Below are 25,550 nucleotides of genomic sequence, written 5' to 3'. Positions count from 1 at the left end.
CAAAATGATCACTGGAGATCATCCCTTAACAGCGAAAGCAATAGGCGAAAAGCTAGGATTGGCTAAAGAAATCCAGGTAGTGACCGGATCGGAATTGGATGAAATGGACGAGAGCACGTTCCAAGAAGCGGTCATCAACAATCAAGTATTTGCCCGAACAACACCTAAAAATAAGCTGGACATCATCAAAGCCCTACAAGCCAAAGGAAAAGTGACAGCTATGACCGGGGATGGGGTCAATGATGCCCCGGCCTTAAAACGAGCCGATATTGGTGTCGCGATGGGGATCAGCGGAACAGACGTCGCCAAAGATTCCGCAGATATGATTTTGACCGATGACAACTTTGGTACCATGGCTTCGGCGATTCAAGAAGGGCGAAGAATCTATGACAACATCAAAAAGAGCATTTTATTTTTGCTGCCTACCTCATTTGCGGAAGGATTAATCATTGCCTTTACGATTTTGATGCAAAATGACATGCCTTTGCAAGCCACTCAGCTTTTGTGGATCAATATGGTTTCTGCGATCACGATTCAATTTGCCTTTATTTTTGAACCGGCAGAAAAAGGCATCATGCAGCGGAAACCGCGTAAAACTGGGAACCGATTATTGAACAATCATGATATCTGGCAAATGGCTTATGTTTCGGTATTGATGGCAATCATTAGTCTCTTTTCCTATGAGTGGCTATTGACGCAGGGGGTCAGCCAAACGGTGGCAAGTACCATGATGGTCAACATTGTCGTGCTAAGCAAGATTTTTTACTTGTTCAATATTCGTACCAACGAGTCTGCTTTTTCGAAAGCGTCCTTTACCAATCCGAAAGCCTTCTTGATCATTGGTGTGATGGTAGTGTTACAGGTTGCATTGACCTATGTACCATTTATGCAACAAGCCTTTCATACAGCGGATCTATCACTGGCTGGTTGGGGAATCGCTCTCCTTTCCGGTGCTGTCATTTTGCTAGTCACGGAACTGGATAAATGGTTCCGTAATAGGAAACAGCGCAGCGTTCAGTACGAAGCGATTCGTGACTAACTGATGGCGCGGCATGGATTTACTGAAGACAAGTCTTTTTCTTGGCGAAAGCAACTTTAACAATGTGAGTTTTTTGAATAGTGTAAAAGCAGGTCCCTCGATACAAGAGGCCCTGCTTTTTTTGATTCATCAGCCGATACTTAAAACAGCTCTTCTGTGGTAGTAACGAAAGACAGTGACAAGGATGTTGGAATATGCTTAATAAGGTACAGGTATCTGCCAGTTCAAGTGGAAGGAATGTCTACTTTTTTATTTGTAAGCGGAAACATATACTGAAGTTAGAAAGGAATAATCATCAATGAAAACTAGAACAGTTGAATTGATCCAACGATTCATCGCTTCTCCATACCCGATCAAAGCGGAACAATTAGCTGCAGAATACAATGTGAGTCAGCGGACTATCCGTCAGGAAGTATTAGAGGTCAATACGTGGTTGAGAAAACAGCAGCTTCCTGAGGTCACGACTATTCGTAATCAAGGATTTTTGTTAGACCTGACAGTTAACGAGCAGCAAAAGGTGAGAACACAGCTAGATAATTTGCAAGGGGACTTATTGAATCGCCAAGAGCGGACGTTTGATTTAGTCTTATCGATCGCTTATGAAAAAACAGCAGTCTTTCTTAATCGGAAAGAAGTCAGTTTTCAAATTTCCAAGAGCACAATGGATGAAGACATGCGGCGGCTAAGAGCAGATTTATTAAAGTACGGGATCGAAATCGTCAGTTATGGCAAGCAAGGATTAGTTTATAAAGGACCAGAACGAGCCATTCGGACAATGATTTATGACTTTGTCAATCAGAACTTGGGTAGGATCAATTTTTTCGAAAACGGTGAAGAGAAACCGAATCCTGCGCAAAAAATCTTTCAAAAGTATTTTCCCATAACCGAAAGTCAACGATTGGAAAACATCTATTCGCGAACGATCGTCAAGCAAGGAGATGACATCTATAAAAATCAGATTTTGTTGTTTACTTGGATTTGGATCCAGCGAATCAAAAAGCACGAGCTGATTTCGGCACTAAATTGGAAAACCATTGAATACCAAGAAGACGGCTTTTCCGACTTTGTTGAACAAGTGATTGAGGCATTCCAATTAGCAGTCGTTCCTGTAGAACGCAATTATATTCGTTTTACGATTGAAACGTTCAACACCAGAGACATATCCAACTCTCTGGAATGGGTGCAGGCACAGTTATTAACTATTCAACTGATCCAATTTGTGGAACAAGAAACGCACATTCCTTTTCATTTAAAAGAAGAAACGTTGTGTGAAAACCTCTATAAGCATATGGCTGCATTGATCGTAAGGATCAAGAATAAGATTCAAGTCACGAACCCACTGAAAGAAAATATCCGTTTGAACTATGAACCCATTTATCGGGCGGTAACCCATTTTATGCCAACGATCGCCGAAGTGATTGGAGCAACAGTTATTGACGATGAAATCGCCTTTCTGGTGATCCACTTCTCGACGATCGCCAGTGTGATCAAGCGCGATCTAGCTTCTATCTACAAGTCGGTAGTCGTCTGTAATCATGGAATGGCTACTGGGAACTTATTGGCAGAAAATTTGAAAGAAAAGTTTCCCCAGATCGAAGTTGTTGCTGTATTAAGTTCAAAGGAAGTCAGTCTTGTAGACAAATTGGATGTTGATTTGATTTTTAGCACATTCAATTTGCCTTATAGTAACAAACCGCTTTTGGTGATCGATCCTATTTTGACAGACAGTAACCGAGCAATGGTATCAGAATTTTTGGAACGCCATCAAATATGCCAGCGACTAGAACCTAGAGGCAATGGGCCAACGGATTTATTCTCAAAGGTTTTGACTTTAGTGGAGGAAAGCGGCGGGCGCGTCAATCGCAGGATCTATTCCAAATTAGAGACATTATTTGAAAACAATCATTTAGAAATCAACAAAAGGGAGATCCAGCCAATGTTAAAAGATATTCTGACAGACAATCATATTTTAATACAAGCCCATGCATCGACTTGGCAAGAAGCCATTGAAGTTGCTGCCAAACCGTTGATCAAAGAAGACATTATTGAGGAACAGTATGTTCAGGCTATGATCCAGGCAGTGGAAGAATATGGACCATATATCGTTATCGGAAAGCACTTGGCTTTAGCACATGCAAGGCCGGAGGATGGTGTCAATTCGTTAGGCGTTAGTGTCGTGACCATGGAACAGCCGATCCATTTTGGCAATCCAGACATGGATCCAGTAAAAATTATTTTTTGTTTGGCCGCGGTGGATTCCTATTCGCATTTAGCAATCATGAAAGAGCTGATTGAACTGATTAATGATGAAGCAAAGCTCAACCAGTTGATTGCATGTACAACTATCGATCGTTTTAAGCAATTACTTTTTTAAGTGATGATAAAAGAAGGAGAGAAGACAGATGAACAAACTGAATATTTTATTTGTATGTGGGGCAGGGTTAGGCAGCAGTTTTGCAGCACAGATGTCAGCAGAAGATGTTTTGACCAAGTTAGGAGTGACCGCCAAACTGGATCATTGTGATATTTCATCGGCGGTTTCTATGAAACCGGATGTCATCATCACGGCAGAAAATTTCCGAACACAATTCGAGAAATTCACCATTGACCCACAGACTGCCATGGTGTACTTGAAGAACATTGTTTCTAAAGCAGAAATCGAAGAAAAATTAACACCAGTTTTACAAGCAAAGGGCATTCTTTAAGAAAAGAGGGGAAAAAGATGGGCGTTATCAATTTTATTATCGAGAATATTTTGACACAAGCCTCAATCACGATTGCATTGATTGCGATGTTAGGACTGATTTTGCAAAAGAAATCTGTGGGTCAAATCATTTCAGGAACGTTAAAGACCCTTTTGGGTTTTCAAGTTCTCAGTGCAGGGTCCAGCATTATTGTCGGGAGCTTAACTTATTTTGGACAAATATTTACCGAAGGGTTTCAAATGCAGGGCATTATTCCGTCTATTGAAGCCATCAATGGTCAAGCAATGAATGAACTTGGTCTAGGTAGAGACATTGCGTTAACTTTCTTAGCTATTTTTGTTTTTAATATTTTGCTGGCACGATTTACAAAATGGAAATACATCTTCTTAACAGGACAAGCTATTTTATGGATGGCTACGATGACCACGGTATTTGGCTATTTCGCTGGCTTACGGGGGATTGTTCTGATCTTAGTTGGCGGCTTTGTCGGCGCGGTTTTCGCTGTGGCTATGCCAGCGATCGCACAACCGATCATCCGCAAAGTAACCGGTTCGGATGATATTGCATTAGGCCACTTCTGCACCATCGGCTATTTATTTGAGGCGGGTGTTGCCAAGTTTTTTGGAGAAAGAGGGGAGAACAAGAAATCAATTGAAGACATCAAACTGCCCTCACATTTTGAATTTCTTCAAGATACGTATCTATCGGTGATGGTCGTGATGGTTCCTCTTTATATCGTGACTGTTTTATTCGCAGGGGAATCTTTTGCTTCTGAACTATCTGGCGGACAAAACTATATCATGTTTGCTTTCCTTCAAGCCATTCAATTTGTTGTAGGGGTTTATGTATTGTTGGCGGGTGTCCGTTTATTACTAGGGGAGATTGTTCCAGCATTCCGAGGAATCGCAATGAAGCTGGTTCCTGATGCGATTCCAGCACTGGATTGCCCAGTATTCTTTCCTTATAGTCCAAATGCTGTCATCTTAGGCTTTATCACAACGACTATTGGAACGGTAATTGCGATGTTCACATTGCCTATGTTCGGACTAGCCATGATCTTGCCGGGGATGTTGACGAATTTCTTTGCCGGCGGGACAGCTGGAATCTTTGGCAATGCAGTTGGCGGGAGACGCGGTGCGATCATCGGTGGTATCGCGCACGGATTTTTCATCACCTTATTGCCGGCATTACTTGTGACGATCTTCAATTCAATGGGCTTTGTCAATGCCACCGCAACGGATGTCGACACCGTGGTTGCTGCACTCTTGTATGCCTGGATTTTAAGCCCGATCCTAAAAGCCTTTTAATCGGAAAGTAGGGAAACGTGATGTTTGGTTTTTTTAACAAGAAGAAGGAAGTAAAAGAAGTTCCTGTGTTAGCACCTGAGACAATGGAGCAGCTTCAAAGAGAGATCGATCAATTGAATCAAGAAATAGCCGTGACCCAAGATTCACGAAAATTAGCAGCACTGTTAGAACAAGCCGGTCTCAACTATGCAGCTTTGAATGAATGCGATCAAGCAATCCAACTTTTAGAGCAGAGTTTAGCAAATCAAAAAAGTATTGGCGATGGCTATAAGAAATTGATGCATTTATACAATCAGAAACGAGCCGAAGCAGCCCGAGCTGGGGATGATCAAGGGATCGATTACTATATGGGGAAAATGGATGACATGCGGCAAATTGCAAAGCAAGTTACGATTGCCGGGAAATAATTAAAAAGATAAGGTGGATTTGATTATGTATACAACGTTAAAAGAAGTCACGAAAACAGCGGAAGAATTGAATTTTACGGTGGGCGCCTTTAATACCCACAATTTAGAGATGCTTCCTGCGATGCTGCGCGCTGCCAAAGAAATGGGGGCACCAATCATTATTCAGACGAGTGTCGATACTGCGAAATACATTGGAATGAACGTCTTAGTGAATGTGATGAAAGCTGTTGCGGAGGAAGAAATGGTTGATGCTGTCTTGCATTTGGATCATGCACGGAATTTTGATGATATCAAAGAAGCCATCGACAGCGGCTATACATCTGTGATGTATGACGGTTCTCATCTACCCTTTAAAGAAAACATTTTGAAGACAAAAGCGGTGGTGGAATATGCCCATGCGCATGGTGTCTCGGTGGAAGGTGAGTTGGGAACGATTGGTGGAACAGAAGAAGGAATCCATGTGGCTGAAGATGACAAAGTCTATACAAAACCAGAAGATGCACGGATCTTTGTCAAAGAGACCGGAGTGGATGCATTAGCGATTGCCATTGGGACGAACCATGGACAATTCAAATCAAAAACGGAAGTCAATATTCCTTTATTAAAAGAAATTGATGCATTAGTAGATGTCCCGCTAGTGATCCATGGGGGAACTGGCGTCAAAGAAGAAGATTATCCGGAATTGATCAATAACGGCATCCGCAAGTTCAATGTTGGAACCGAACTTTTGGTGCAGTGGACCAAAGCGGCTAAAATGACTTTTGGTGAAACAGAAATCAATAAGTCGTTAAGACACAATGTTATTCCAGCAAACGAAGCCATCAAAGAAATAGTGAAACATAAAATCGGCTTGTTCATGAATGTGGAAAGCCCAACGTCATTGGGAAAAGTAAAATGAAAAAGTACCTTATTCTTTTAGCTGGCAGTCCAGGGACTGGCAAGACGTATCTCCTGCAGCAACTAAAGCAACGGTTGCCCGACCTGTATACGATCACCATTGACGAAATCAAAGAGTATTATGCTGATTCAGTGGGATTTGATAATTTAGCACAACGGGCCGAGCAAGAAAGAAGGAAAGTCTACCCATTCTTTTATCACGCATTAGAGCTATATATGGAAGCGGGGAAAAAAGTCATTGTTTCGGAGTACCCATTCAGCGACAAGCAAAAAGGACGCTTACGGGACCTTGCTGAGACCTATGCGTATGAAGTGATCACGATTCGCTTAACGGCTGATTTTGAAGTGTTATGGGAACGACGCTACCGGCGAGATCGAGAGCCGGAACGGCATTTGAGTTATATCATGGATCATTATCATTATGGCGATACTTTAGAAGACCGTTCATTAGGAACCAATCATATTACAAAGGAAGAATTCCGACGAATAATCAATGAACGAAAGTATGCGGAATTTTCTTTGGGAACGCTCTATGAATTTGATGTAACGGATTATCAGCAAGTGGATTATGGTCCATTGCTCGATCAGTTAGAGTACCAAATCCAGCACGATGAATAAGTAAAACTGCTCGCTAAGTTACTGTCGTTACTTTTTCATCATCCAACAATGATAGTTGTACCCAACGCGTATTGCTTTCTTTTTGTGAGATTTTCAGCAAAAAGGAGGCAATCGTTTTTTTATTAAAAAAAACGAAACTGTGACAGGTGTAGTTTCCAATAAAATTACTTGAAGGCAACGGTGATTCTTCAGGGGAGAGATCGCAACCGACGAGGGTATCGGAGGAACAATCTCCCTATGCTTCAGCTATTTTGTTGGTTGAGCTACTTATGCCACAGCCTCGTTACTTCTTCTAAAGCAAGTAATTATCGGCTAGTTAACTTAGTAAAGAAAGGGCTTTTTGTGCGGGAAGTGCTTCTTCTTTCACAGTGACAGCAATTTCTTTGTTTTCAGGGAAGACCACGATGATCGTAGTATCAATAGCTTGTTCTTTCAAGAAGTTCATGTTTACAGTTGCCAGCTGTGTTTTTTCAGTTACTTGTTGATTTTCGCTGACTAAGATATCAAATCCTTCGCCATTCAAGGAAACAGTATCCAGTCCCATGTGGATCAAAGCAGAACCTGAATCAGAAGTAATGACGATTGCATGCTTAGTAGGGAAAATGGATTGCACGGTACCTGCGATTGGTGAATAGATAGCGCCATTATCTGGGATGACAGCAAACCCGTTCCCCATCATTTTACTTGAAAAGACTTCATCGTTTACTTTTTCTAAATTGATGACATTTCCTTGTACTGGATTGAAAAGTGTCAAATCCGAAGCGAGTATCTCTTTCATTGCTTCTCTTTTACCAATGATGATGGTTAAGCCGGCTGCAATGATAAAGGTTGCGGCAATGGCGATGATTTCATAAATCATTTTTGATTCAGGACCATCAAACATTCCAATCATGAAGACGTTTAGGACCGGAGCAAATCCATAGAGTTTGACACGGAAAAAACCAGTCAATGCACCACCGACGGCAGCACCGATACAACCAGCGATAAAGGGATATTTTTTCTTCACGTTTACCCCATACAGTGCAGGTTCTGTGATCCCAAAAAAGGCAGAGACAGCAGCGGAGATTGAGATTTGTCGTTCATCACGATTTTTGGCCGTCACGATCGAACCGACGACAGCACCGAATTGTCCAAAAACAGCAGACATAAACATTGCCATGATTGTATCATAGCCTAAAACTTGGGTATTGATTTGGCCTAAAGGAATGATGCCCCAATGAACACCGAAAATAACAAAGAATTGACCGATTCCGGCTAATAGTCCACCAGAGATGGTTGGGCTCAAATCATACAACCAAGAGTATGCATTAGCGATTCCGATCCCAATGTAGTTAGCAACTGGGCCAATAATGGCAAAAACGATGAATCCAGTAATCAACAAAGAGAATGTAGGAACGAAAACTAGTGCAGCAACTTGTGGAATAATTTTTTTCATCCATTTTTCAACATAAGTCAAGAAGTAAACGGCAAAAACAGTTGGTAAAACAGCTCCCCCGTAGATTTTTAAGGGAATCGTTAATGCGCCGATCGCTACTTCACTAGGAAAATCCGCAGACGTTAGTGGGAAGATCAAAGCAGCAGCCAAAGCGATTGCTGTGTAGCGGCTAACTTTAAACTTATCGGCAGCAGTGATCGCGATGAAAATCGGCAAGAGGGTAAAGACTCCTGATGATAAGGCGTTGAGCACGATAAAGACAAATGACTGTTCATTGATTTGAGTCATTTGCAACAGGACAACAAGCCCTTTTAAGACACCTGCCGCAGCTAAAATATTGATATAAGGTGTAAAAATAGCAGAGATTGTCGATAACAAGCGATCGGATAGTTTCTTCTTTTCTTCCGGTACGTTTTCATGTGTCGTCAGATTGTCGCCAATTATTGCCATGATTTCGTCATATACATCAGTGACTTGTGGGCCGATAACAACTTGATACTGGCCGCCTGTTGCAAGAGCTTTCATTACCATCGGCATATGGTCGAGTTTTTCTTGTTTGACTTGCCCTGTATCTTTTAACGTGAAACGCAGGCGTGTTGCACAATGGGTTAGCGATTGGATATTTTGTTTGCCGCCAACATTGGCAAGAATCTCGTTGGCGATAGTGGCATAGTTTTTAGACATTTTTTTTCCTCCTCAAAAAAGTGGGTGCTTACGCATAGTCACCAGGCTTTGTTTTACTACTCATAGCGACGCCAAAGTCGGTATAAATCCGTTTTGGCAGGTTGTTGCCTAATGCTTCGGCAATATGATGGGCAAGAATTTGGAATGGAATCACGACAAATAAAGGTGCTTTGTATTCATCCACAGCCAAATCTAAACCGAGGGTCCGCTCGTTCTTGCTTTTATTTAAGGTGACTGTATACGCGTTTTTGACGTGCTGTGCTTCATACTCTCGCAAGCGCAGCAAGCGATCGTTAACGGGTGAGTTTGTTTCAATGAAAAATAGCTGATGGTTCGGATTGACTTCCAGATAAGGTCCGTGCATAAAGACTTCGATATCCAACCCTTGACTAGGAACTCGGACAGTTTCACAGAATTTGGTCTGCATTTCTAAAGCAGCACCTAAAGCCGAGCCGCAGCATAGTGCTGTGAAGCGGGACGCTTGAACAAATTGAGTAGCCCAGCGGTCGAAGAAAGCTTCTGTTTTAGAAATGATTGTAGGCACTTGTGTAATCGCGGTCTGAAACTCTTGTAGTTCTTTTGCTTCTTGAGCAGGGGTGAGTTCATTTGCTTGAACAGCTGTTTTTAAGCCTGTGAGCATCAACTTTAAAATCGTTGCGGAGAAACCTTTGGTCACGTAGCCCACTCGTTCTTCGCCATTTTCGATATCGATCACTGTTTCAACGATAGTGGCCAATTCACTGTCTACTTTGCCGGTTAATCCGATTCGAGTGATTTCTGGGTGTTCTTGACTAATTTTTTTAAGTGCATTGATCGTAGATGTACTTTCGCCGCTTTGAGAAACCCCAATCACAACATCAATTTCTGGGCGCATTTTTTCGTAGTAATTGAATTTGAATGGCTCTTCAATGGCGATGTGGACATCGGTGATTTTTTCGATGTAGTATTTTGCACTGAAAGCAGCATTGATACTGGATCCGGTGGCTAAAATCAACCAGTTTTTTCCGTTGATCGTTGGCACATTCTCTGGGTACCCTTTCAAAATCTTCTCAAAGATCTCTTGTTCCTCATTGATATAGGTCATCATTGTGGGAATAGCTTGTTTCATAGAATAAACCTCCTCGTAGTTTTTCGGTAACGTTTCCGAAAGTTAGTATAGCTCTATATATAATTAAAATCAATGATTTTTTTCGGTATCTTTTAATTGCTTAGCAAAGTTTTAGGAAACGTTATCTATTTCTTGCCGATCATTGACCGATTAGATTTTTTAAAACATAATAGGTAGAGATACTTCTAGAAATGTGGGGATAACGATGAATACTAAGATTACGATCAAAGATATTGCGAAAATGGCAGGTGTGTCTGTTAGCACTGTCTCGCGAGCCATAAACGATGATCATGGTGTATCAAAAAAAACAAAAGAAAAAATCGATAAAATCATCCAAGAACACAATTACCGACCAAGTATGTTGGCTAGAGGAATGGTTTCAAAACGGACAAATATGATTGCGCTGGTCGTTTCCGATATTACTAATCCTTATTTCTATCAATTTGTTGCAAATATCGAGCAAAACTTAGTCGATAAAGGGTACACCCTTTCTCTTTTTGATACGCAAACGGCAAATTCGCAAACCGACGAAAAAAAGAAAGAAATTGAGATAACTATTTTTAAACAAATTCAAGAAAAGAATTTTGATGCTGTCATCTTATTAGGTGGACTGATTGATCGGGTAACTTTGGATCAAGAATATTTATCGGTGGTACAACATGTTGCCGCGAATATTCCCATGATCATTGTAGGGCGGCAAATTTCTGAGTTAGCCCAATCAAATGCCTCCATCGTTTTTATTGAACGCGATCAAGAGTTGGTTACGCAGCTTCTTGTGACGCACATGATTAAAAAAGGTTTTAAGCGAATGGCTTTTATTGGTGGAAATCCTTCAGGGTGGGTCACAAATGCACGTTTAGCAACGTTTAAGAATACGTTGCAGCAACACCACTTACCTTTCGATGACCGACTGGTGGTGAATAATAATTTCTATGCCCAAGACGGCTATGACGGCGTTTTGCAGTTACTGGAGACAACAGTAGATTTTGATGCGGTGATAGCAATCAACGACCGCGTTGCTCAAGGGGTGTTGCGGGGGCTGCTGGATACAGTAGGAGATCTACATACAGGGGTTGCCAGCTGTGAACATTTTTCAGAAAGTATCTTTAATAATCCTCGGATTACGTCTATTGATCACAATTTGACCGACTTAAGTGCGCTAACCGTCGAACATTTGATTGGTGTGATGGAAGGAACTGAAATTAGCGAATCACGAAAAATTTATCCTCGACTGATCTTGGGTGAATCTAGTTGAATCGGCAGGGGGCTCATTTTGAAAATTAGAGGAAAAGGATAGAGCTAGAAGTTCTCTGCTCTGATTCAAGAAGAAAGAATTTCCGAAAAGAACTTCGTAAACGTTTGGGTCCTTTCGGTTGATGCCACAAGTAGCTGTTTCTGGTTGCTCAAGAGAGCTGTGACAAGTCTGTTGTCATAGCTCTTTTATTTGTGTTGGTTTGTGTTGGCAAAGAGTTGTTCAGAAAATTTTTTGCAGCTATCGGTACCTTGCTGAAGGAGGCAAGGACCTTTTTTTGTGTTGAATTGTTTTATTTGTTTAAAAAAATCTGAAATTAAGAAAAATTCTCATTGAAAAACCCAACAGAATCAGCTAGTATTCTAGAGGTGGGTTTTTTAGAGTGAAAAGGAGATGGAAAAAATGGTGTTATCAAAAGGGAGAATCATTTGGCTTTCCTTATTGCTAGGCACATTGAGCGCCTATGGTCCGTTACTGATGGATGCCTATTTACCGGCTTTTCCAGTTATTCAAAAAGAATTAGGTATTAGTGCTTCTCTCACGCAGATGAGTTTGACCATGTGCCTGATCGGCTTGGCATTAGGACCATTAGCGATTGGTGCACTTAGTGACCGTATTGGACGGAAAAAACCGCTCGCAACAGGAGTAGCGGTGGCTATCCTTTGTTGTCTACTGGTACCATTGGTTCAAAATATTTGGTTATTCCTAGGTTTGCGTCTCTTGCAAGGAATCGCTAGTTCCGCGGGGATCGTTTTGACCCGTGCGATTGCGAAAGATTTATTTACCGGCGAACGATTGACGAAGTTTTTTGCGATGCTGATTGCAGTGAACGGTATTTTCCCGATCATTTCCCCATTGCTAGGCAGTGTGATTTTGGCAGTGGCTTCTTGGCAAACGATTTTTCTTTTTTTAGGTGGGCTAGGAATACTGCTATTGCTAGGTATCCTTTTTGGCTATCAGGAAACATTGCAGCCTCAATCCCACGCCAAGCAAAAGGAATCAGGCTGGCACGCTGTTTTATCTGACCGCATCTTTGTGTTACTGGTGCTTATCCAAGGATTTATTTATGGTGCATTGTTTAGTTATATTTCAGGTTCATCCTTCATGTTCCAAAATGTTTATGGTCTCAGTGATCAGATGTATAGTGTCCTTTATGGTATCAACGGGATCGGTATCATTGTAACTGCGGAACTTTCTGGAATCTTGTCGCGACGATTGTCTTTGATCCAACAGTTAGGCAGCGGCTTGGTGGTCGGCTTTATCGGTAGTGTCCTAGTAATGCTGAGTGGTATCAGAAATTCCATTGCATTAGCGATCATTGGGCTATTTCTAGTCGTGGCGACATTAGGGATCGTCAATTCGGTGGTAACTACATTAGCCATGGATCGGCAAGGCAAACACGCTGGGGTCGCTTCCTCGATCTTAGGGATCGGCATGTACAGCATCGGGATCATTTGTACGCCGCTAGTGGGGATCATGGGCAGTCATACCTATCTGCCACTAGCGTTACTGATCTTTTTATGCGAAATCGGTGCATTAGGCTTATATCGAGTAATGAAACAAGAAGCGAGACCATGAGTGCAGATGGTTTCGCTTTTTGCTTCTTTCGGTTATTCCTAGTATAATAACTATGTTTTTGTAAGTTGGATCAAAAAAGTGATCCGGTCACTAAGAAATGGAGCGGAAAGCATGACAACAAATTTTTGGGCGGAGTTACCGAAGCCTTTTTTTATTTTAGCACCAATGGAAGATGTGACAGATGTCGTGTTCCGCCATGTTGTGCAGACAGCAGGGGCACCAGATGTTTTCTTTACGGAATTTACCAATTCAGATAGTTACTGCCATCCAGATGGGATCGAGAGTGTTCGTGGACGACTGACATTCACAGAAGATGAACAACCGATCGTTGCCCATATTTGGGGAGATAAGCCGGAATTTTTCCGGCAAATGAGTATAGGAATGGCGGAAATGGGCTTTAAAGGGATCGATATCAATATGGGGTGTCCGGTACCCAATGTTGCCGGTCGCGGCAAAGGCAGCGGTTTGATCTTGCGTCCCGAGGTGGCGGCAGAATTGATTGAAGCGGCAAAAGCAGGTGGTTTGCCTGTCAGTGTCAAAACCCGGATCGGTTACACGGAAATGGCTGAGATGGAGGCGTGGCTCACTCACTTGTTGCAACAAGACATTGCCAATCTTTCTGTTCATTTGCGGACCCGCAAAGAAATGAGCAAAGTTCCTGCTCACTGGGATTTGATCCCGGAAGTTCTAGCGATTCGTGATCGAGTGGCACCTCAAACGTTGATCACCATCAATGGCGATATTCCTGATCGACAAGCAGGGCTGGCTTTGGCCCAACAGTATGGGGTAGACGGGATCATGATCGGACGGGGCATTTTTAAAAATCCTTATGCTTTTGAGAAAGAACCTAAAGAACATACATCGGAGGAATTATTAGGGCTGCTACAATTGCAGCTAGATCTGCAAGACCATTATGCAGCAATGGTTCCCCGATCTATCGCTGGTTTGCATCGCTTCTTTAAGATTTATGTCAAAGGGTTTCCTGGGGCGAGTGATTTGCGGGCAAAATTAATGACCACTAAGTCGACGGATGAAGTTCGTGAACTGTTAGCGGCGTTTCAGGCCACCAAAGCTGCGGGATCATTGTCTGAAGAAGTATCAGATACTGAGGAGCACAAATAACCAAGCATTTCTCTCTTGGGAGAGAAGTGCTTTTTTTGTATGTAAAAGGAACCTTGACAATAGGTAGGTACCTATGTAAAATAGAGAACAGTCTGTTAAATAGGTACCTATTTAATTGGTCTTAATGAGCAAAAAGGAGCAATACATATGTCTTACTCAGAGCAAAAGATCGTTGAACGGTTTTTTGAAGTGTATAAATTGAATCGTCGTTATTCTGAAAGAAAATATGGTCCCTTCATGCCTGGGCGGGGGCAGTTCAACTGTTTGCTGGTTTTGGATGAACGCGGCACGCTGAATCAGAAAGATTTAGCCGCCTATTTGGCGATCCGCTCGACATCAGCAGGGGAGCTCATAAAAAAAATGGAGAAAAAAGGCTGGATCAAAAAAGAAACATCACCGCAAGATAAACGGATCCAGTTGATCTCACTAACGAAAGAAGGAAAAGTTGAAGCTGCTGCGATGAAACAAAAACGCAGCAAAGCACACCAAGATATGTTGACCGATCTAACAGAAGAAGAAAAACAAGCCTTTGGTCGCGGGTTAGAAAAAATTGAAGCTTATTACCAACGCATGGAGGCGGAATCTATTGAACCAACCGAGTAATCTGACAAACCGTAAAAGAACATTTATTTTTATTAATCTGATTCTGACTTGTATCGCACTAACGATGTTATCCACCGCATTGACCACCGCATTACCGGCTATCGTGGCCGACTTGCAAATTTCTGTGACCACTGGACAGTGGCTGACCAGCGGCTATTCACTAGCCATGGCCATCGTCATGCCGTTGACTGCTTTTTTGATGAATCGCGTACCTACCAAAAAATTGTATCTTTCCGCATTAGTGATCGCCCTTATTGGCATGGTTTTATGTGCATTAGCACCGAATTTTCCTATTATGATGATGTCTCGTATTCTCCAAGCCATTGGGAATGGTATTTTGATTTCAATGGCCCAAGTGATTCTATTGACGATCTACCCTATGGATCGAATTGGCGCAATCATGGGCTGGTATGGGTTGTCGATCACTGCTGCACCAGTGATCGCCCCTACATTGGCGGGAATGATCGTGGATAAATTGAATTGGCACGCGATTTTTTATATTGTCGGGGCCATTGTTTTTGTTTCATTGATTTGGGCATTGAATGTCTTTGAAGATGTCTTGGATGTAACGAAGAAAAAATTTGATCTGCTCTCCTTTTTACTCAGTGCCGTGACTTTTGGCGGGTTCACATTAGGATTCGGGAATCTCGGAACCTATGGCTTTGCCAGTCTCCCTGTATTGGGTGCATTGCTCATAGGTCTGATTGGCGGCATCTTATTTGTCCGCCGCCAAATGAAAGCAGCAGTGCCTTTCTTAGATCTGCGGGTCCTCAAAACGAAAGAGTATGCGCTAAGTGTGTTTGGGAGTATTTTGCTCTATCTCGTTTTGATGGGCTCTTCAATGCTGATGCCTTTGTATGTACAATCCATTCTTGGAAAATCTGCAACGATCTCAGGACTGGTGGTATTGCCCGGATCGTTGGTTTCTGCCTTTTTGAGTCCTATCGCTGGCCGTATCTATGACAAAGTTGGTATCCGTATCTTAACGATCATTGGCGGTAGTTCGTTGGTTTTAAGTAATATTGGTATGTTTTTTATTCATATGAATACGGGAATTTGGATGGCGGTCTGTCTGAATATTTTGCGTTGTGCCGCCACGGGTTGTTTATTGATGCCCTTTGTTACTTGGGGCAATAAAAATATTCCTTCAGAATTGACTGCTCATGGTACCGCATTATTGACATCACTGCGGACTGTCGCGGGTGCCATCGGCACAGCTGTTTTTGTTGGCATCATGAACACCGTCGCTCACAACAGTCATACATTGACTGGCTCCGCCGCATTGCTCCACGGGATGAATGTTTCCTTCTTAGTCATGACCGTCGCTTCGGGACTGCTATTATTCACGGGATTATTTTTGATCAAGGACCCCACAGAAGTTCTGATAGAAGTAGAAAATTAATTCAATAATCAAGGAGCGTGGGACAAAAGTAAAAATCACTTTTGTCCCACGCTCTTAACACGTCTAAACGGCGAGAGTAGAAGTACCTCCGAGAAATAAGGGGAAATGTCCCAAACTTTGCAAAGCCATTTCCGTGTAATCCTCCTTCTTTCTCGGAGTTTCACACTTCGATCCAGTCTCTTTTTTTGCCTGAAATTTATACTTTCAAAAATTAAAAAAAGTGAAGCTATACCCAGTGAATGCCACCTGGATTAAAGGTTGGAAAAAGTGTAAGGAATGAGTCGAGGAAGGCGTGAGAGTATCACCAATGTCTTACTGCTTATTCAAAATTTGAAATTCAGTGGTTGGGACTTTTTCTGTTTTTTTCATGAAATACTAGGAAAAATCCTTATTTTCGTTATAATAAGATAACTTATAGATGAGGAGGAAAGTTTTTTGCTTGGGGTTTTCCTACGATCGCAGGGAAAAAACGACTAGTATAATGAAAAAAGGAACCCTATTGGGAATCACGGCTTATGTGCTGTGGGGGTTGATCACCCTCTATTGGAAGCTGATTACTGGCGTCTCGCCATTGGCAATCATGTGTTACCGTATTATTTGGTCATTTGTCTTTATGCTTGGCTTTATTGGAATCAGTGGCAAATGGCAACAGTTTGTCTCTGAATTGAAACGCCTCTGGCAAAATAAAAAATACGCTGGAATGATTGTTTTGGCGGCAATCTTGATTTCCATCAATTGGTTTACCTTTATTTTTACGGTCAATGCCGGTCATGTCATGGAGGCTAGCTTAGGTTATTACATCAATCCATTGGTCAATGTTTTGTTGGCAACGATTTTTTTGAAGGAGCGCTTGAGTCGAACGGGATTGATTGCCTGTGGATTAGCGGCGATTGGCGTAATCATGCTTTCGGTTCAAACGGGAGCGATTCCCTACGCATCACTGATCATGGCATTTTCCTTCAGCACGTATGGCCTGATCAAAAAACACATTCCAATTAGTTCAGCAACCGGATTGACGGTCGAAACCTTCGTCATTTTGCCAGCGGCACTGATCTATATCATCGGTTTTTCTTCGGTTGGGTTGATGGCATATCCGCTAAACACGAATTTCTTGCTTGTCGGTGCAGGTATAGTGACGGCGATTCCATTGCTGCTGTTTGCCGAAGCCACGAAAAGTGTTTCGTATATTACTTTAGGATTTATTCAGTATGTCAATCCAACGATCATGTTGCTGTTAGCGATCTTTTTGTTTCATGAGTCCTATTCAGCAGCACAATTCACCGCATTTGGCTTTATCTGGTTAGGGATCGCCGTCTTTACCTATGGCACTTTAGGGGCTGCTTGGAAACGCCAGCGTGGTTGAAATTCGCTAGAAAAGTATTTCTATATAAAATTTTTTTTGCAATAATTCGCTTAAATAATCAGTGAACAAGCCGATAAAGGAAACAAGAAACCTTGTTCACTGGTATTTTTGGATTGAAAAATCTTGTTTGAAAAGGGTTGCATTCTCAAAAAGGTTGTGCTATTCTTTTTTTAGTTACAACGGATTGTTACTGTTCGGCAGGCAAAACCAGAATTGACCGCAGAATCAAGGGGAAATTCTAGGTTTTTTTATTTTGGAATGAGGGAAAACGATGGTTATTGGAAAAATATTGAATAATAATGTCGTAATCTCCACCAATGATGCCGGTGAAGAGACTATCTATATGGGACGTGGCATTGCATTTAAGAAAAAGATCGGTGATGAGATCGACGACGCATTTGTAGAAAAAGAATTCGTCTTGAAGGACTCGTTTACAGCCAATCAGTTTCAACAATTGTTTGCGGATATCCCTGCAGAAGAGGTAGAGGCAGTTAAACAGGTGGTCGATGAAGCGGAGCAAGTGCTAGGGATTGAACTTTCACCCAATATTTACTTGACACTGACGGACCATATCCATTATGCGTTGATCCGGGCCCGTGAAGGCATCGAGATACCGAATCCATTATTGTTTGAAACCCGAAAGTTTTACCCCAAAGAATATGAGGTCGCAGCGAAAACAGTGGCGCGTTTAGAAAAGAACTTTGGTGTTTCGCTTCCCGAAGCGGAGAAAGGATTTATTGCCTTTCACATTGTCAATAGTGAGCAAGCCAATGGAACAATGGAGACGACGATGCAAGCCGTTGAGATCGTTCGTGATGTGTTAGCGATCATCAGCCGCTTTTATGGTAAAGTCTTTAATCCGGATTCACTGAATTATCAACGGATCACGACTCATCTTCAATATTTCGCTCAACGGTATTTAAGTGATGATCTTTCAGGAGAAAAAGATGAATTTCTATTTGAACTGATTCAGGCAAAATACCCGAAAGCTTTTCAAACAGTACAACGTATCAACGATTATTTGATCCAAACATATGGCAAACCAATCGGTGAGTCAGAAATGATCTATTTGACGATTCACATTGAACGGGTAGTCAATGAACCAAATTAACATTCAATCATTAACGGATTGTTACTGCATAGCAGGCAAGACCCAGATTGAAAAGACAGCAGTCAGCAAGCGTAGGCTTGTTTACCGTGTTTTTTCAATCTGGGTTTTTTATTTTTATCAAAAAAAGGAGTGTTCGAAAATGAGTACAAACAAAGAAGTAGCGATTCGCGTCTTGGATGCGGTAGGTGGCAAGGAGAATGTCAACAGTGTCGTTCACTGTGCGACACGCTTGCGTTTTAAATTAAAGGATGAAGGGAAAGCAGATACCGCCCGATTGAATCAAGATGAGGATGTGATCCAAGTCGTACAAAGCGGCGGACAATATCAAGTCGTGATCGGTAGTCACGTCAGCGATGTCTATCGTGAATTAACCAATGTGGCAAACTTCGATGGCGAATCAGAAAAATCGGGAGAAAAAGGCAACCTGTTGAATCAATTGATCGATATCATTTCTTCGATCTTTACACCGTTTTTGGGGGCTATGGCCGGTGCTGGGGTTCTAAAAGGATTTCTGACATTAGCTGTTACGATGAACTGGCTGGCAGCCGATTCCGGTGTCTATACCGTTTGGTATGCAATTGCTGATGGGCTGTTCACTTACTTGCCAGTGATGCTTGCCTTCACAGCAGCGAAAAAATTTAAGACCAATGAATTTCTGGCTGTTTCTTTAGCCATGGCACTTGTTCATCCAAGTATCACAGAATTGGCGGGACAAACGTTGAGTTTTGTAGGGATCCCTGTGATCATTGGGGCTAGCGCGTATACTTCTTCCGTTATTCCAATTATTTTGGCCGTCTTTATACAAAGCTATGTGGAACGTTTCTTTAAAAAGGTTATTCCTAGTTTCCTACAGATCATTTGTGTCCCATTAGCTGTCTTCTTGATCATGGCACCAGTGACATTTATCGTCGTGGGTCCATTGGGAACGATCATCGGAAACTTATTAGGTAGTGGTTACGATGCAATTTATAGCTTTAGTCCAATTCTTGCCGGAGCAATTATGGGTGGATTATGGCAAGTATTTGTAATGTTTGGTATGCATTGGGGCTTTGTACCAATCATGATGTTGAACTTAACACAATTTGGCTATGACACAATGGTACCAATGTTGTTGCCAGCTGTATTGGCACAAGGTGGGGCAGCACTTGCCGTCTTCTTTATTACTAAAAACGTCAAACTGAAAGGATTGGCTCTTTCTTCGACGATTACGTCATTGTTTGGTATCACAGAACCAACAGTTTATGGGGTCACATTACCGTTGAAAAAACCATTTATTGCTGCTTGTATCAGTGGAGCAATCGGTGGAGCAATTATCGGTTTCAGTCAAGTTAAAAACTTTACTTTTGGGTTAGTCAGTCTCTTGAGCTTACCATCATTTATCCCTCAAGACACCCAAGATATGAGTGGCTTGATTGCGGCTGCGATTGGAACGGCCGTTGCTTTTGGGGCAGCCTTTGTCTTGACCTTTATTTTGCGCTTTGAAGATCAACCAAATCCAACTGATTCAGCGAAAACAACAGTACCTGTTCAATCTAGTAGCAATGAGCGCATCGTATTGAGCAGCCCGCTAGCGGGTAAAGTCGTGCAATTGAGCGAAGTAAAAGATCAAGTCTTTTCATCTGGCGCAATGGGTAAAGGAATCGCTATCGATCCTGTCGCTGGAACTTTAGTTGCACCGGCTGATGGAACGATCACAACCTTGTTTCCAACCGGGCATGCGATTGGATTGACAACAACAGATGGTGTTGAGATTTTGATGCATATCGGTATGGATACAGTGGAGCTTCAAGGAAAAGGATTCGAGATTTTTGTCAAACAAGATGATCAAGTGAAAAAAGGCGATCTATTGGTTAAGTTTGATCTGTCTGCAATCAAAGAAGCGGGCTATTCAACGATTACACCAATCGTTGTTACCAATACGCCAAACTATTTAGATGTGTTGGATATGAATCAAGATGACGTCTTGCAAGGGGAAGATTTCTTGGCGATCGTTCAATAAAAGCAGTAAGCCGTAATGGCTGAATCAAAAAAACTATCCAAACCATAGAGGCACAACGCAGCTGCGTTGGTCTCATGGTTGGATAGTTTTTTTATTACGGTTCTAAAGTTGTCGTGGAATTCTGCCCAGTTGCAGATTCCTCCACTAAAAGGCCGTCTTTCATTCGATAGACCCGGTCACTCCATTGGGTCATTCGTGGGTCATGGGTCACCATGATGATGGCTTTTTGCTTTTCGTGGGCTTCTTTAGCTAGTAGCTGGACAACGTCAAAGGCGTGTTCAGAATCTAAGCTGGCGGTTGGCTCATCTGCCAAAATCAGTGTAGGATCATTGAACAATGCCCGCGCGATCGCTACTCGTTGTCGTTCACCACCGGATAACTCTTTAGGAAATTTTCCTCGTAATTCCCAAATATCCAGTGAACGTAAAAGGGATTCTGCCTCTTTTTGATTGTCTTTATTCAATTTATTGACGAAGGTGAATTGTTCACTGACTTTCAAAAAAGGAACCAGATTTGAACTTTGCAGAATAAAGCCAATTTCTTTGAAACGGGCAGCAGATCGTTTTTTATCGGATAAATCAGTAAAGTCTTGCTGACCAATGACGATTTTTCCTTCTGATGGGCGCTGCAATCCACCGGCAATCGTTAGAAAGGTACTTTTACCAGAGCCAGAAGGGCCAATGATGCTGACGAATTCACCAGCCTCGACGGAAAAGTCAATGCCTTTTAACGCAGTGACTGCGGTATGACCAGAACCAAATGTTTTTGTGATATGTTCCATGGATAAGACAGTTTGTGCCATTCTATTCGCCTCCAATCGCTGTGATAGGGTCGACTTTTGTCACGGTTCGAACAGAGAAGAGACCCCCGATGATCGAAACAAAAATCAGTACCACGCCATACAGACACCACTGCAGCAAATTAACGGTAAAAGGCATCGCATCCGGTAAGACTAAGCTGGTCAGATAGCTAAGCAAGAATGCCAGCAATACGCCGACGATACTGACGATCAATGATTGGCCAACAATGGAACGAACTAGGTAGCCGGTAGAAACGCCTTGCGCTTTCAGCACGCCAAAGAGTGCCGTCTTTTGCAGTGTCATTACATATAAGAAGATACCGACGATTGCTGCAACTACTACGAACAGGAAGTAGACCATCGCGTTCAATGTTAATTTTTCGGCCGAATAGCCAGGTAAGTTCTCAACAAAATCATCAAAGGTCAATGCTGCCAGTTTTGTTTGATTCTTCGACTGTTTGATGGTGACTGCTGATTTTGGTTCCTTGACAGCGATCAATGAAATAGGTTCCTTGTTTTTCTCAAACGGTTGATCGCCATACTTCAGATGTGTATAGGCATCCAGATTGAGGTACAGCACGGGTACTACACTATACGTCGTGGCTTTTGTGACACCAACGATCGTAAAGACTTGTTCATCGCTTCCTAATTTGATTTGATCCCCTAAAGCAAATCCTTTGGATAAAAGATTTTCTGAAACGATCACTTCGTTTGCTGCTTTGTAACTTCGTCCGTCAATCACTTTCGGCACGACGAATTGATCGGCTTCTGCACCGAAAACGGAAATGTTGGTTTTTTCAGACTTTCCTTTATGGGAGATGGCAGAAGAAGTCAGACCAACCGCCGCTTTTTCTTTGGCCTCTACCCGGGATAAATCATCGCGAGCCAAAATCGAAGCACTGGCAACTTTATTGCTGTCTTCAGACAATACGATCGTCTGTGCACCCCAGTCAGCGACAGCTTTCTTGTGGCCATCTGAAAGCCCATTTGCCAATCCGGAAAGCATGAAGACGACATAGGCAACGAGCACCATGATACCAATGATCAAGCTATACCGCAATTTGGCATAGCGAATTTCTTTCCAAGCTAAATACATAGATATTTCCCCTTTCGAAACTCATCATACCCCATCGGTGACATTTTGTCACCGATTTTCTTTCGCTGATCTGTGCTATAATAAATCAACGAATACAAGGAAAGGACTGCGACTTATGCCTAAAGCGACTTTTAATAATCTTCCGCCCGAGAAAAAATTATTTGTCCGGAATATTTTATTGCAGGTTTTTTCGGATAAACCGATCAGCCAAGTAAAAGTCAGTGAGATCGTTGAAGCCCTGCACATGTCGCGGGGGATTTTCTACAAATATTTTGAAGACTTGAATGATGCCTATGACTATCTGATCCACGATTCAGCCAATAAAGTTCATGGCCGTATCTTGCGGAAAATCGGCAGCCATCAGCAGGACTTTTTTAAAGGGTTGGAACTTTTTTTAGTGGAAGCAAATACTTATGGTAAAGAAAGCGATGAGTTTAAGGAATTGCAGTTATTGATCCAAAATAGTTACCTGTTTTCCTATCGCAGTGAAGATCCTCATGGTGCGGAAGCCTGGAAAAAAGTGCTGGCTGCCAATAAATTTCGCATCGACAGTCAAGAAGAAGCCAACAGTTTTCTCTATTTCTCAATGAAACTCGTTATTGATAGCATAACGGATGCTTATGCCAATCAATGGACCAGTGACGAGTTGCTGATGGATTTTGCCTACAAAGTCAAATGGCTAAAGCAAGGCATCCAATAAGACCAGTGCTTTTTTCCTCCTTAGCATGCGACCAAAGATAACCAAAAAGTCAGACAAAATCAGTTAGGTGTTTTCCTAGCTGGTTTTTTATTTCGAAGAAACGACCGACGGAAAAAATTGTTCTAGCTCGGTCTTTAAAAGTGCTTTTGCTATATTACTTGAGGAAGGCAAGGTGAGATAATGGATCGACAGCGATCTTTGACAGAGATTCTAGGAACCATGGACAAACTTCGCAGTTACCTTTTGTCAAGGACCTATCAAGGTGAGGCGAGTGAATGATCGCCCCAGTGCGTATGACGCAAAAAGGCCTCTCAGAGATAACGCTAAAAATTAGACGTATCGCTGAGAGGCTTGCTTTTTTTGTGATAAATGGCTGGCCAATAGGTGTTCGTGAAGAGGAAAGCGCTTTAGGAACGACTAAGATTTTCTGCAAGGACCTCTAAAGCAGCACGGTCACGAATCAAATACTTGCTTTTTTGCTTTTCTAAAATGCTATTTTCACGAAAATTTGTGATGGTACGTAAGAGGTGCCGGTAACTCACATTCAGGATCGCAGCGCAGGTCGTCAACTGATGAGAAAATACGCCTTTTTCTTCATGCAAAAGAATAAACTTGGCTAAACGGGTCTCCACGGGCTCGGTCAGTGAATTGGCCAAACTAACGCCTAAGTTGAGTCGTGAACTCAGCAACTGACAAATGTTCTGCAAAAACCGAACATCCTGTTGTAAAACTGAGCGGTAACGATTTAAAGAAATACAGACACAAACACATGGGGTAACGGCTTTGACACTGCTCTTTGGCAATAATTCCCATAAAGAAGAAGCCTCTCCTAAGAGGGTCGCAGGCTTCGCATAGTCGATAAAGATGTTTTGGGTATCAGAAGGATAGGAGTAGACCATCACGGTTCCTTCCACAAGAAAGTAAAGATAATCTGATACCGTTCCTGTCTGGATCAAGTGCTCATCTTTGGCGAAAGAATGTAGCACTGCCATGTCAGATAGCGTCGTCTCTAGATAATCTTGCAAAGAAAATTTTTCGATATAAGCAGACAGTCGTTGGGCATCATGAATCTTTTTCATGAGGAAGCACCACTCCTTGGAAGTTTTTCTTTATTATAGCTTAGAATCTATATCGGCTCAACACGAACGATAATTAATATTATTTGTAAATTGTATGTAAAAATAAGGTAAAATAGGACATGTGTCACTTCTTAATTTTTGGTAATTTGGTATGATTTACACGTAGTAGAAAACATTCACAGGAGGAATAAAAATGCGTTTCAAACAGTTTGCTAAAGGGATCATGGGTGTGATGTTGGCAGTTGCTTTAACTGGTTGTGCTAGTGGCAATTCAAAACAAGAGGATACAGCAAAAGAAAAATTAGTGGTGCAGTTCGTACCGACCAACAATGATGGATCAATGGAAGCAAAAGCAAAACCTTTTGCCGACTATTTATCGAAAAAACTCGATCGTGAAGTCGAGGTGACTTTGGCTACCGATTATTCAACGATCGTTGAAGCGATGGCTTCGGGTCAAGTAGATATCGGGATCATGCCGCCAGCTGCTTATGTTCAAGCAAAAGATATGGATGCTGCAGAAGCTATTTTAACTTCACAATTAGGCGACTACGATCAAGAAACTGGTTTGCCGCTAGAAGGCCAATTGACGAATACTTTTAAAGGTGAAATTTTAGTCCGTGCGGACAGCGGATTGAATAAGTTGACTGATCTGAAAGGTAAGAAAATTGCGACATTAAGCCCTAATTCAGCCAGTGGCTACATTTATCCAGTAGCTGAGTTGAAAGATGCTGGCGTAGATCCTACCACTGAAGCAACATTAACAACTGTTAATGATATTCCAAGTGAGATTACAGCAGTCTTGAATGGTCAAATGGATGCTGCATTTGTTTTCGAAGGGGCGAGAAATGTCTTTGCTTCTAGTTTTTCAGACAATGATTTGTTTAAAGACCTCAAAGTGCTTTACCTAACTGAAGGAGACATTCCAAATGATGCGATCGCTGTCCAACCAAAAATGGATGACGCATTGAAAAAAGAAATCAAAGATGTTTTCTTAAACATGAAAGACGATGAAGAAGGCGCAGAAGCAATGTCGTTATGGGGACATCAAGGATATGAAGAAGCGGCCGATTCTGCGTATGATACGATCCGTGAATATACCGAAAAAGCAGCGGAGTAAAACAATAAGCTGTTAGCGGATACGAAAGAACTGATCGATGAAGGTAGGAGCTGTACTGCAAGATCGCTGACTGGCAGACGCTTACGCTCCTCTAGCGGTGAGCAGCCTTTATCGGTCGTTGTTTTGATT

Annotated in this window: 22 protein-coding genes; 17 read left to right on the top strand and 5 right to left on the bottom strand. The window is 42.1% G+C overall.

Annotation, left to right across the window (positions count from 1 at the left end; all coding sequences use genetic code 11):
* From Q0A12_RS01760 to Q0A12_RS01730, 7 genes are all read left to right on the top strand, one after another.
* A partial coding sequence (locus tag Q0A12_RS01760; RefSeq protein ID WP_291291003.1) for an HAD-IC family P-type ATPase occupies nt 1-1,039 on the top strand: 1,039 nt, incomplete at its 5' end.
* Nucleotides 1,040-1,337: 298 nt separating this feature from the next.
* Entirely contained in the window at nt 1,338-3,413 is a 2,076-nt protein-coding gene (locus tag Q0A12_RS01755; RefSeq protein WP_291291002.1) for a PTS sugar transporter subunit IIA, read from the top strand.
* 28 nt (nt 3,414-3,441) lie between these two features.
* Entirely contained in the window at nt 3,442-3,744 is a 303-nt protein-coding gene (locus tag Q0A12_RS01750) for a PTS sugar transporter subunit IIB (RefSeq protein ID WP_291291001.1), read from the top strand.
* 17 nt (nt 3,745-3,761) lie between these two features.
* Nucleotides 3,762-5,051: a PTS sugar transporter subunit IIC gene (locus Q0A12_RS01745; RefSeq protein WP_291291000.1), complete on the top strand. Its 1,290-nt coding sequence runs from the start codon at nt 3,762-3,764 to the stop codon at nt 5,049-5,051.
* A 20-nt stretch (nt 5,052-5,071) separates the two neighbouring features.
* Complete coding sequence (locus tag Q0A12_RS01740) at nt 5,072-5,458, top strand: tetratricopeptide repeat protein (protein ID WP_291290999.1); 387 nt, start codon at nt 5,072-5,074, stop codon at nt 5,456-5,458.
* 25 nt (nt 5,459-5,483) lie between these two features.
* Nucleotides 5,484-6,356, top strand: coding sequence for a class II fructose-bisphosphate aldolase (locus Q0A12_RS01735; RefSeq protein ID WP_291290998.1), 873 nt, complete (start codon nt 5,484-5,486; stop codon nt 6,354-6,356).
* Nucleotides 6,353-6,973, top strand: a complete 621-nt coding sequence (locus tag Q0A12_RS01730; RefSeq protein ID WP_291290997.1) for an AAA family ATPase — start codon at nt 6,353-6,355, stop codon at nt 6,971-6,973. Before Q0A12_RS01735 ends, Q0A12_RS01730 begins: the two co-directional genes overlap by 4 nt.
* A gap of 316 nt (nt 6,974-7,289) precedes the next feature.
* Here the strand turns inward: Q0A12_RS01730 and Q0A12_RS01725 are convergent, their stop codons facing one another.
* On the bottom strand, nt 7,290-9,092 hold the full coding sequence (locus Q0A12_RS01725; protein WP_291290996.1) for a glucose PTS transporter subunit IIA: 1,803 nt from the start codon (nt 9,090-9,092) through the stop codon (nt 7,290-7,292).
* Nucleotides 9,093-9,120: 28 nt separating this feature from the next.
* On the bottom strand, nt 9,121-10,200 hold the full coding sequence (locus tag Q0A12_RS01720; protein WP_291290995.1) for an SIS domain-containing protein: 1,080 nt from the start codon (nt 10,198-10,200) through the stop codon (nt 9,121-9,123).
* Nucleotides 10,201-10,405: 205 nt separating this feature from the next.
* On the opposite strand from Q0A12_RS01720, the gene Q0A12_RS01715 reads away from it, so the two are divergent.
* From Q0A12_RS01715 to Q0A12_RS01680, 8 genes are all read left to right on the top strand, one after another.
* Nucleotides 10,406-11,455 (top strand): LacI family DNA-binding transcriptional regulator, encoded by a 1,050-nt coding sequence (locus Q0A12_RS01715; protein WP_291290994.1) that lies wholly within the window; start codon nt 10,406-10,408, stop codon nt 11,453-11,455.
* A 399-nt stretch (nt 11,456-11,854) separates the two neighbouring features.
* Nucleotides 11,855-13,030, top strand: a complete 1,176-nt coding sequence (locus Q0A12_RS01710; protein ID WP_291290993.1) for a multidrug effflux MFS transporter — start codon at nt 11,855-11,857, stop codon at nt 13,028-13,030.
* Nucleotides 13,031-13,141: 111 nt separating this feature from the next.
* Complete coding sequence (locus tag Q0A12_RS01705; protein ID WP_291290992.1) at nt 13,142-14,152, top strand: tRNA-dihydrouridine synthase; 1,011 nt, start codon at nt 13,142-13,144, stop codon at nt 14,150-14,152.
* 147 nt (nt 14,153-14,299) lie between these two features.
* Nucleotides 14,300-14,755 (top strand): MarR family transcriptional regulator, encoded by a 456-nt coding sequence (locus tag Q0A12_RS01700; protein ID WP_291290991.1) that lies wholly within the window; start codon nt 14,300-14,302, stop codon nt 14,753-14,755.
* Entirely contained in the window at nt 14,739-16,157 is a 1,419-nt protein-coding gene (locus Q0A12_RS01695; RefSeq protein WP_291290990.1) for an MDR family MFS transporter, read from the top strand. Before Q0A12_RS01700 ends, Q0A12_RS01695 begins: the two co-directional genes overlap by 17 nt.
* A 481-nt stretch (nt 16,158-16,638) precedes the next feature.
* Nucleotides 16,639-17,520, top strand: a complete 882-nt coding sequence (rarD, locus tag Q0A12_RS01690) for an EamA family transporter RarD (RefSeq protein WP_291290989.1) — start codon at nt 16,639-16,641, stop codon at nt 17,518-17,520.
* Nucleotides 17,521-17,791: 271 nt separating this feature from the next.
* Nucleotides 17,792-18,631 (top strand): BglG family transcription antiterminator LicT, encoded by an 840-nt coding sequence (licT, locus tag Q0A12_RS01685; RefSeq protein WP_291290988.1) that lies wholly within the window; start codon nt 17,792-17,794, stop codon nt 18,629-18,631.
* A gap of 139 nt (nt 18,632-18,770) precedes the next feature.
* On the top strand, nt 18,771-20,630 hold the full coding sequence (locus Q0A12_RS01680) for a beta-glucoside-specific PTS transporter subunit IIABC (protein WP_291290987.1): 1,860 nt from the start codon (nt 18,771-18,773) through the stop codon (nt 20,628-20,630).
* A gap of 94 nt (nt 20,631-20,724) precedes the next feature.
* On the opposite strand, the gene Q0A12_RS01675 is transcribed toward Q0A12_RS01680, so the two are convergent.
* Both Q0A12_RS01675 and Q0A12_RS01670 read right to left on the bottom strand, forming a co-directional pair.
* Nucleotides 20,725-21,432 carry an ABC transporter ATP-binding protein gene (locus Q0A12_RS01675; RefSeq protein ID WP_291290986.1) on the bottom strand — a complete coding sequence of 236 codons (708 nt, stop codon included), beginning with the start codon at nt 21,430-21,432 and terminating at the stop codon, nt 20,725-20,727.
* A gap of 1 nt (nt 21,433) precedes the next feature.
* On the bottom strand, nt 21,434-22,525 hold the full coding sequence (locus tag Q0A12_RS01670) for an FtsX-like permease family protein (protein ID WP_291290985.1): 1,092 nt from the start codon (nt 22,523-22,525) through the stop codon (nt 21,434-21,436).
* 115 nt (nt 22,526-22,640) lie between these two features.
* Between Q0A12_RS01670 and Q0A12_RS01665 the strand changes: the two genes are divergently transcribed.
* Nucleotides 22,641-23,225, top strand: a complete 585-nt coding sequence (locus Q0A12_RS01665; protein ID WP_291290984.1) for a TetR family transcriptional regulator — start codon at nt 22,641-22,643, stop codon at nt 23,223-23,225.
* Nucleotides 23,226-23,632: 407 nt separating this feature from the next.
* On the opposite strand, the gene Q0A12_RS01660 is transcribed toward Q0A12_RS01665, so the two are convergent.
* Nucleotides 23,633-24,304, bottom strand: a complete 672-nt coding sequence (locus Q0A12_RS01660; protein WP_291290983.1) for a cyclic nucleotide-binding domain-containing protein — start codon at nt 24,302-24,304, stop codon at nt 23,633-23,635.
* Between the two features lie 193 nt (nt 24,305-24,497).
* Here Q0A12_RS01660 and Q0A12_RS01655 point away from each other — a divergent pair, with 193 nt between their 5' ends.
* Nucleotides 24,498-25,421 carry a phosphate/phosphite/phosphonate ABC transporter substrate-binding protein gene (locus tag Q0A12_RS01655; RefSeq protein WP_291290982.1) on the top strand — a complete coding sequence of 308 codons (924 nt, stop codon included), beginning with the start codon at nt 24,498-24,500 and terminating at the stop codon, nt 25,419-25,421.
* Nucleotides 25,422-25,550 lie beyond the last annotated feature (129 nt).

The organism is Enterococcus sp. (assembly GCF_022711995.1).
Lineage (GTDB): Bacteria > Bacillota > Bacilli > Lactobacillales > Enterococcaceae > Enterococcus_D.
The sequence above is the reverse complement of the archived record's forward strand: the minus strand, read 5'-3'. Positions and strand labels throughout refer to the sequence as shown.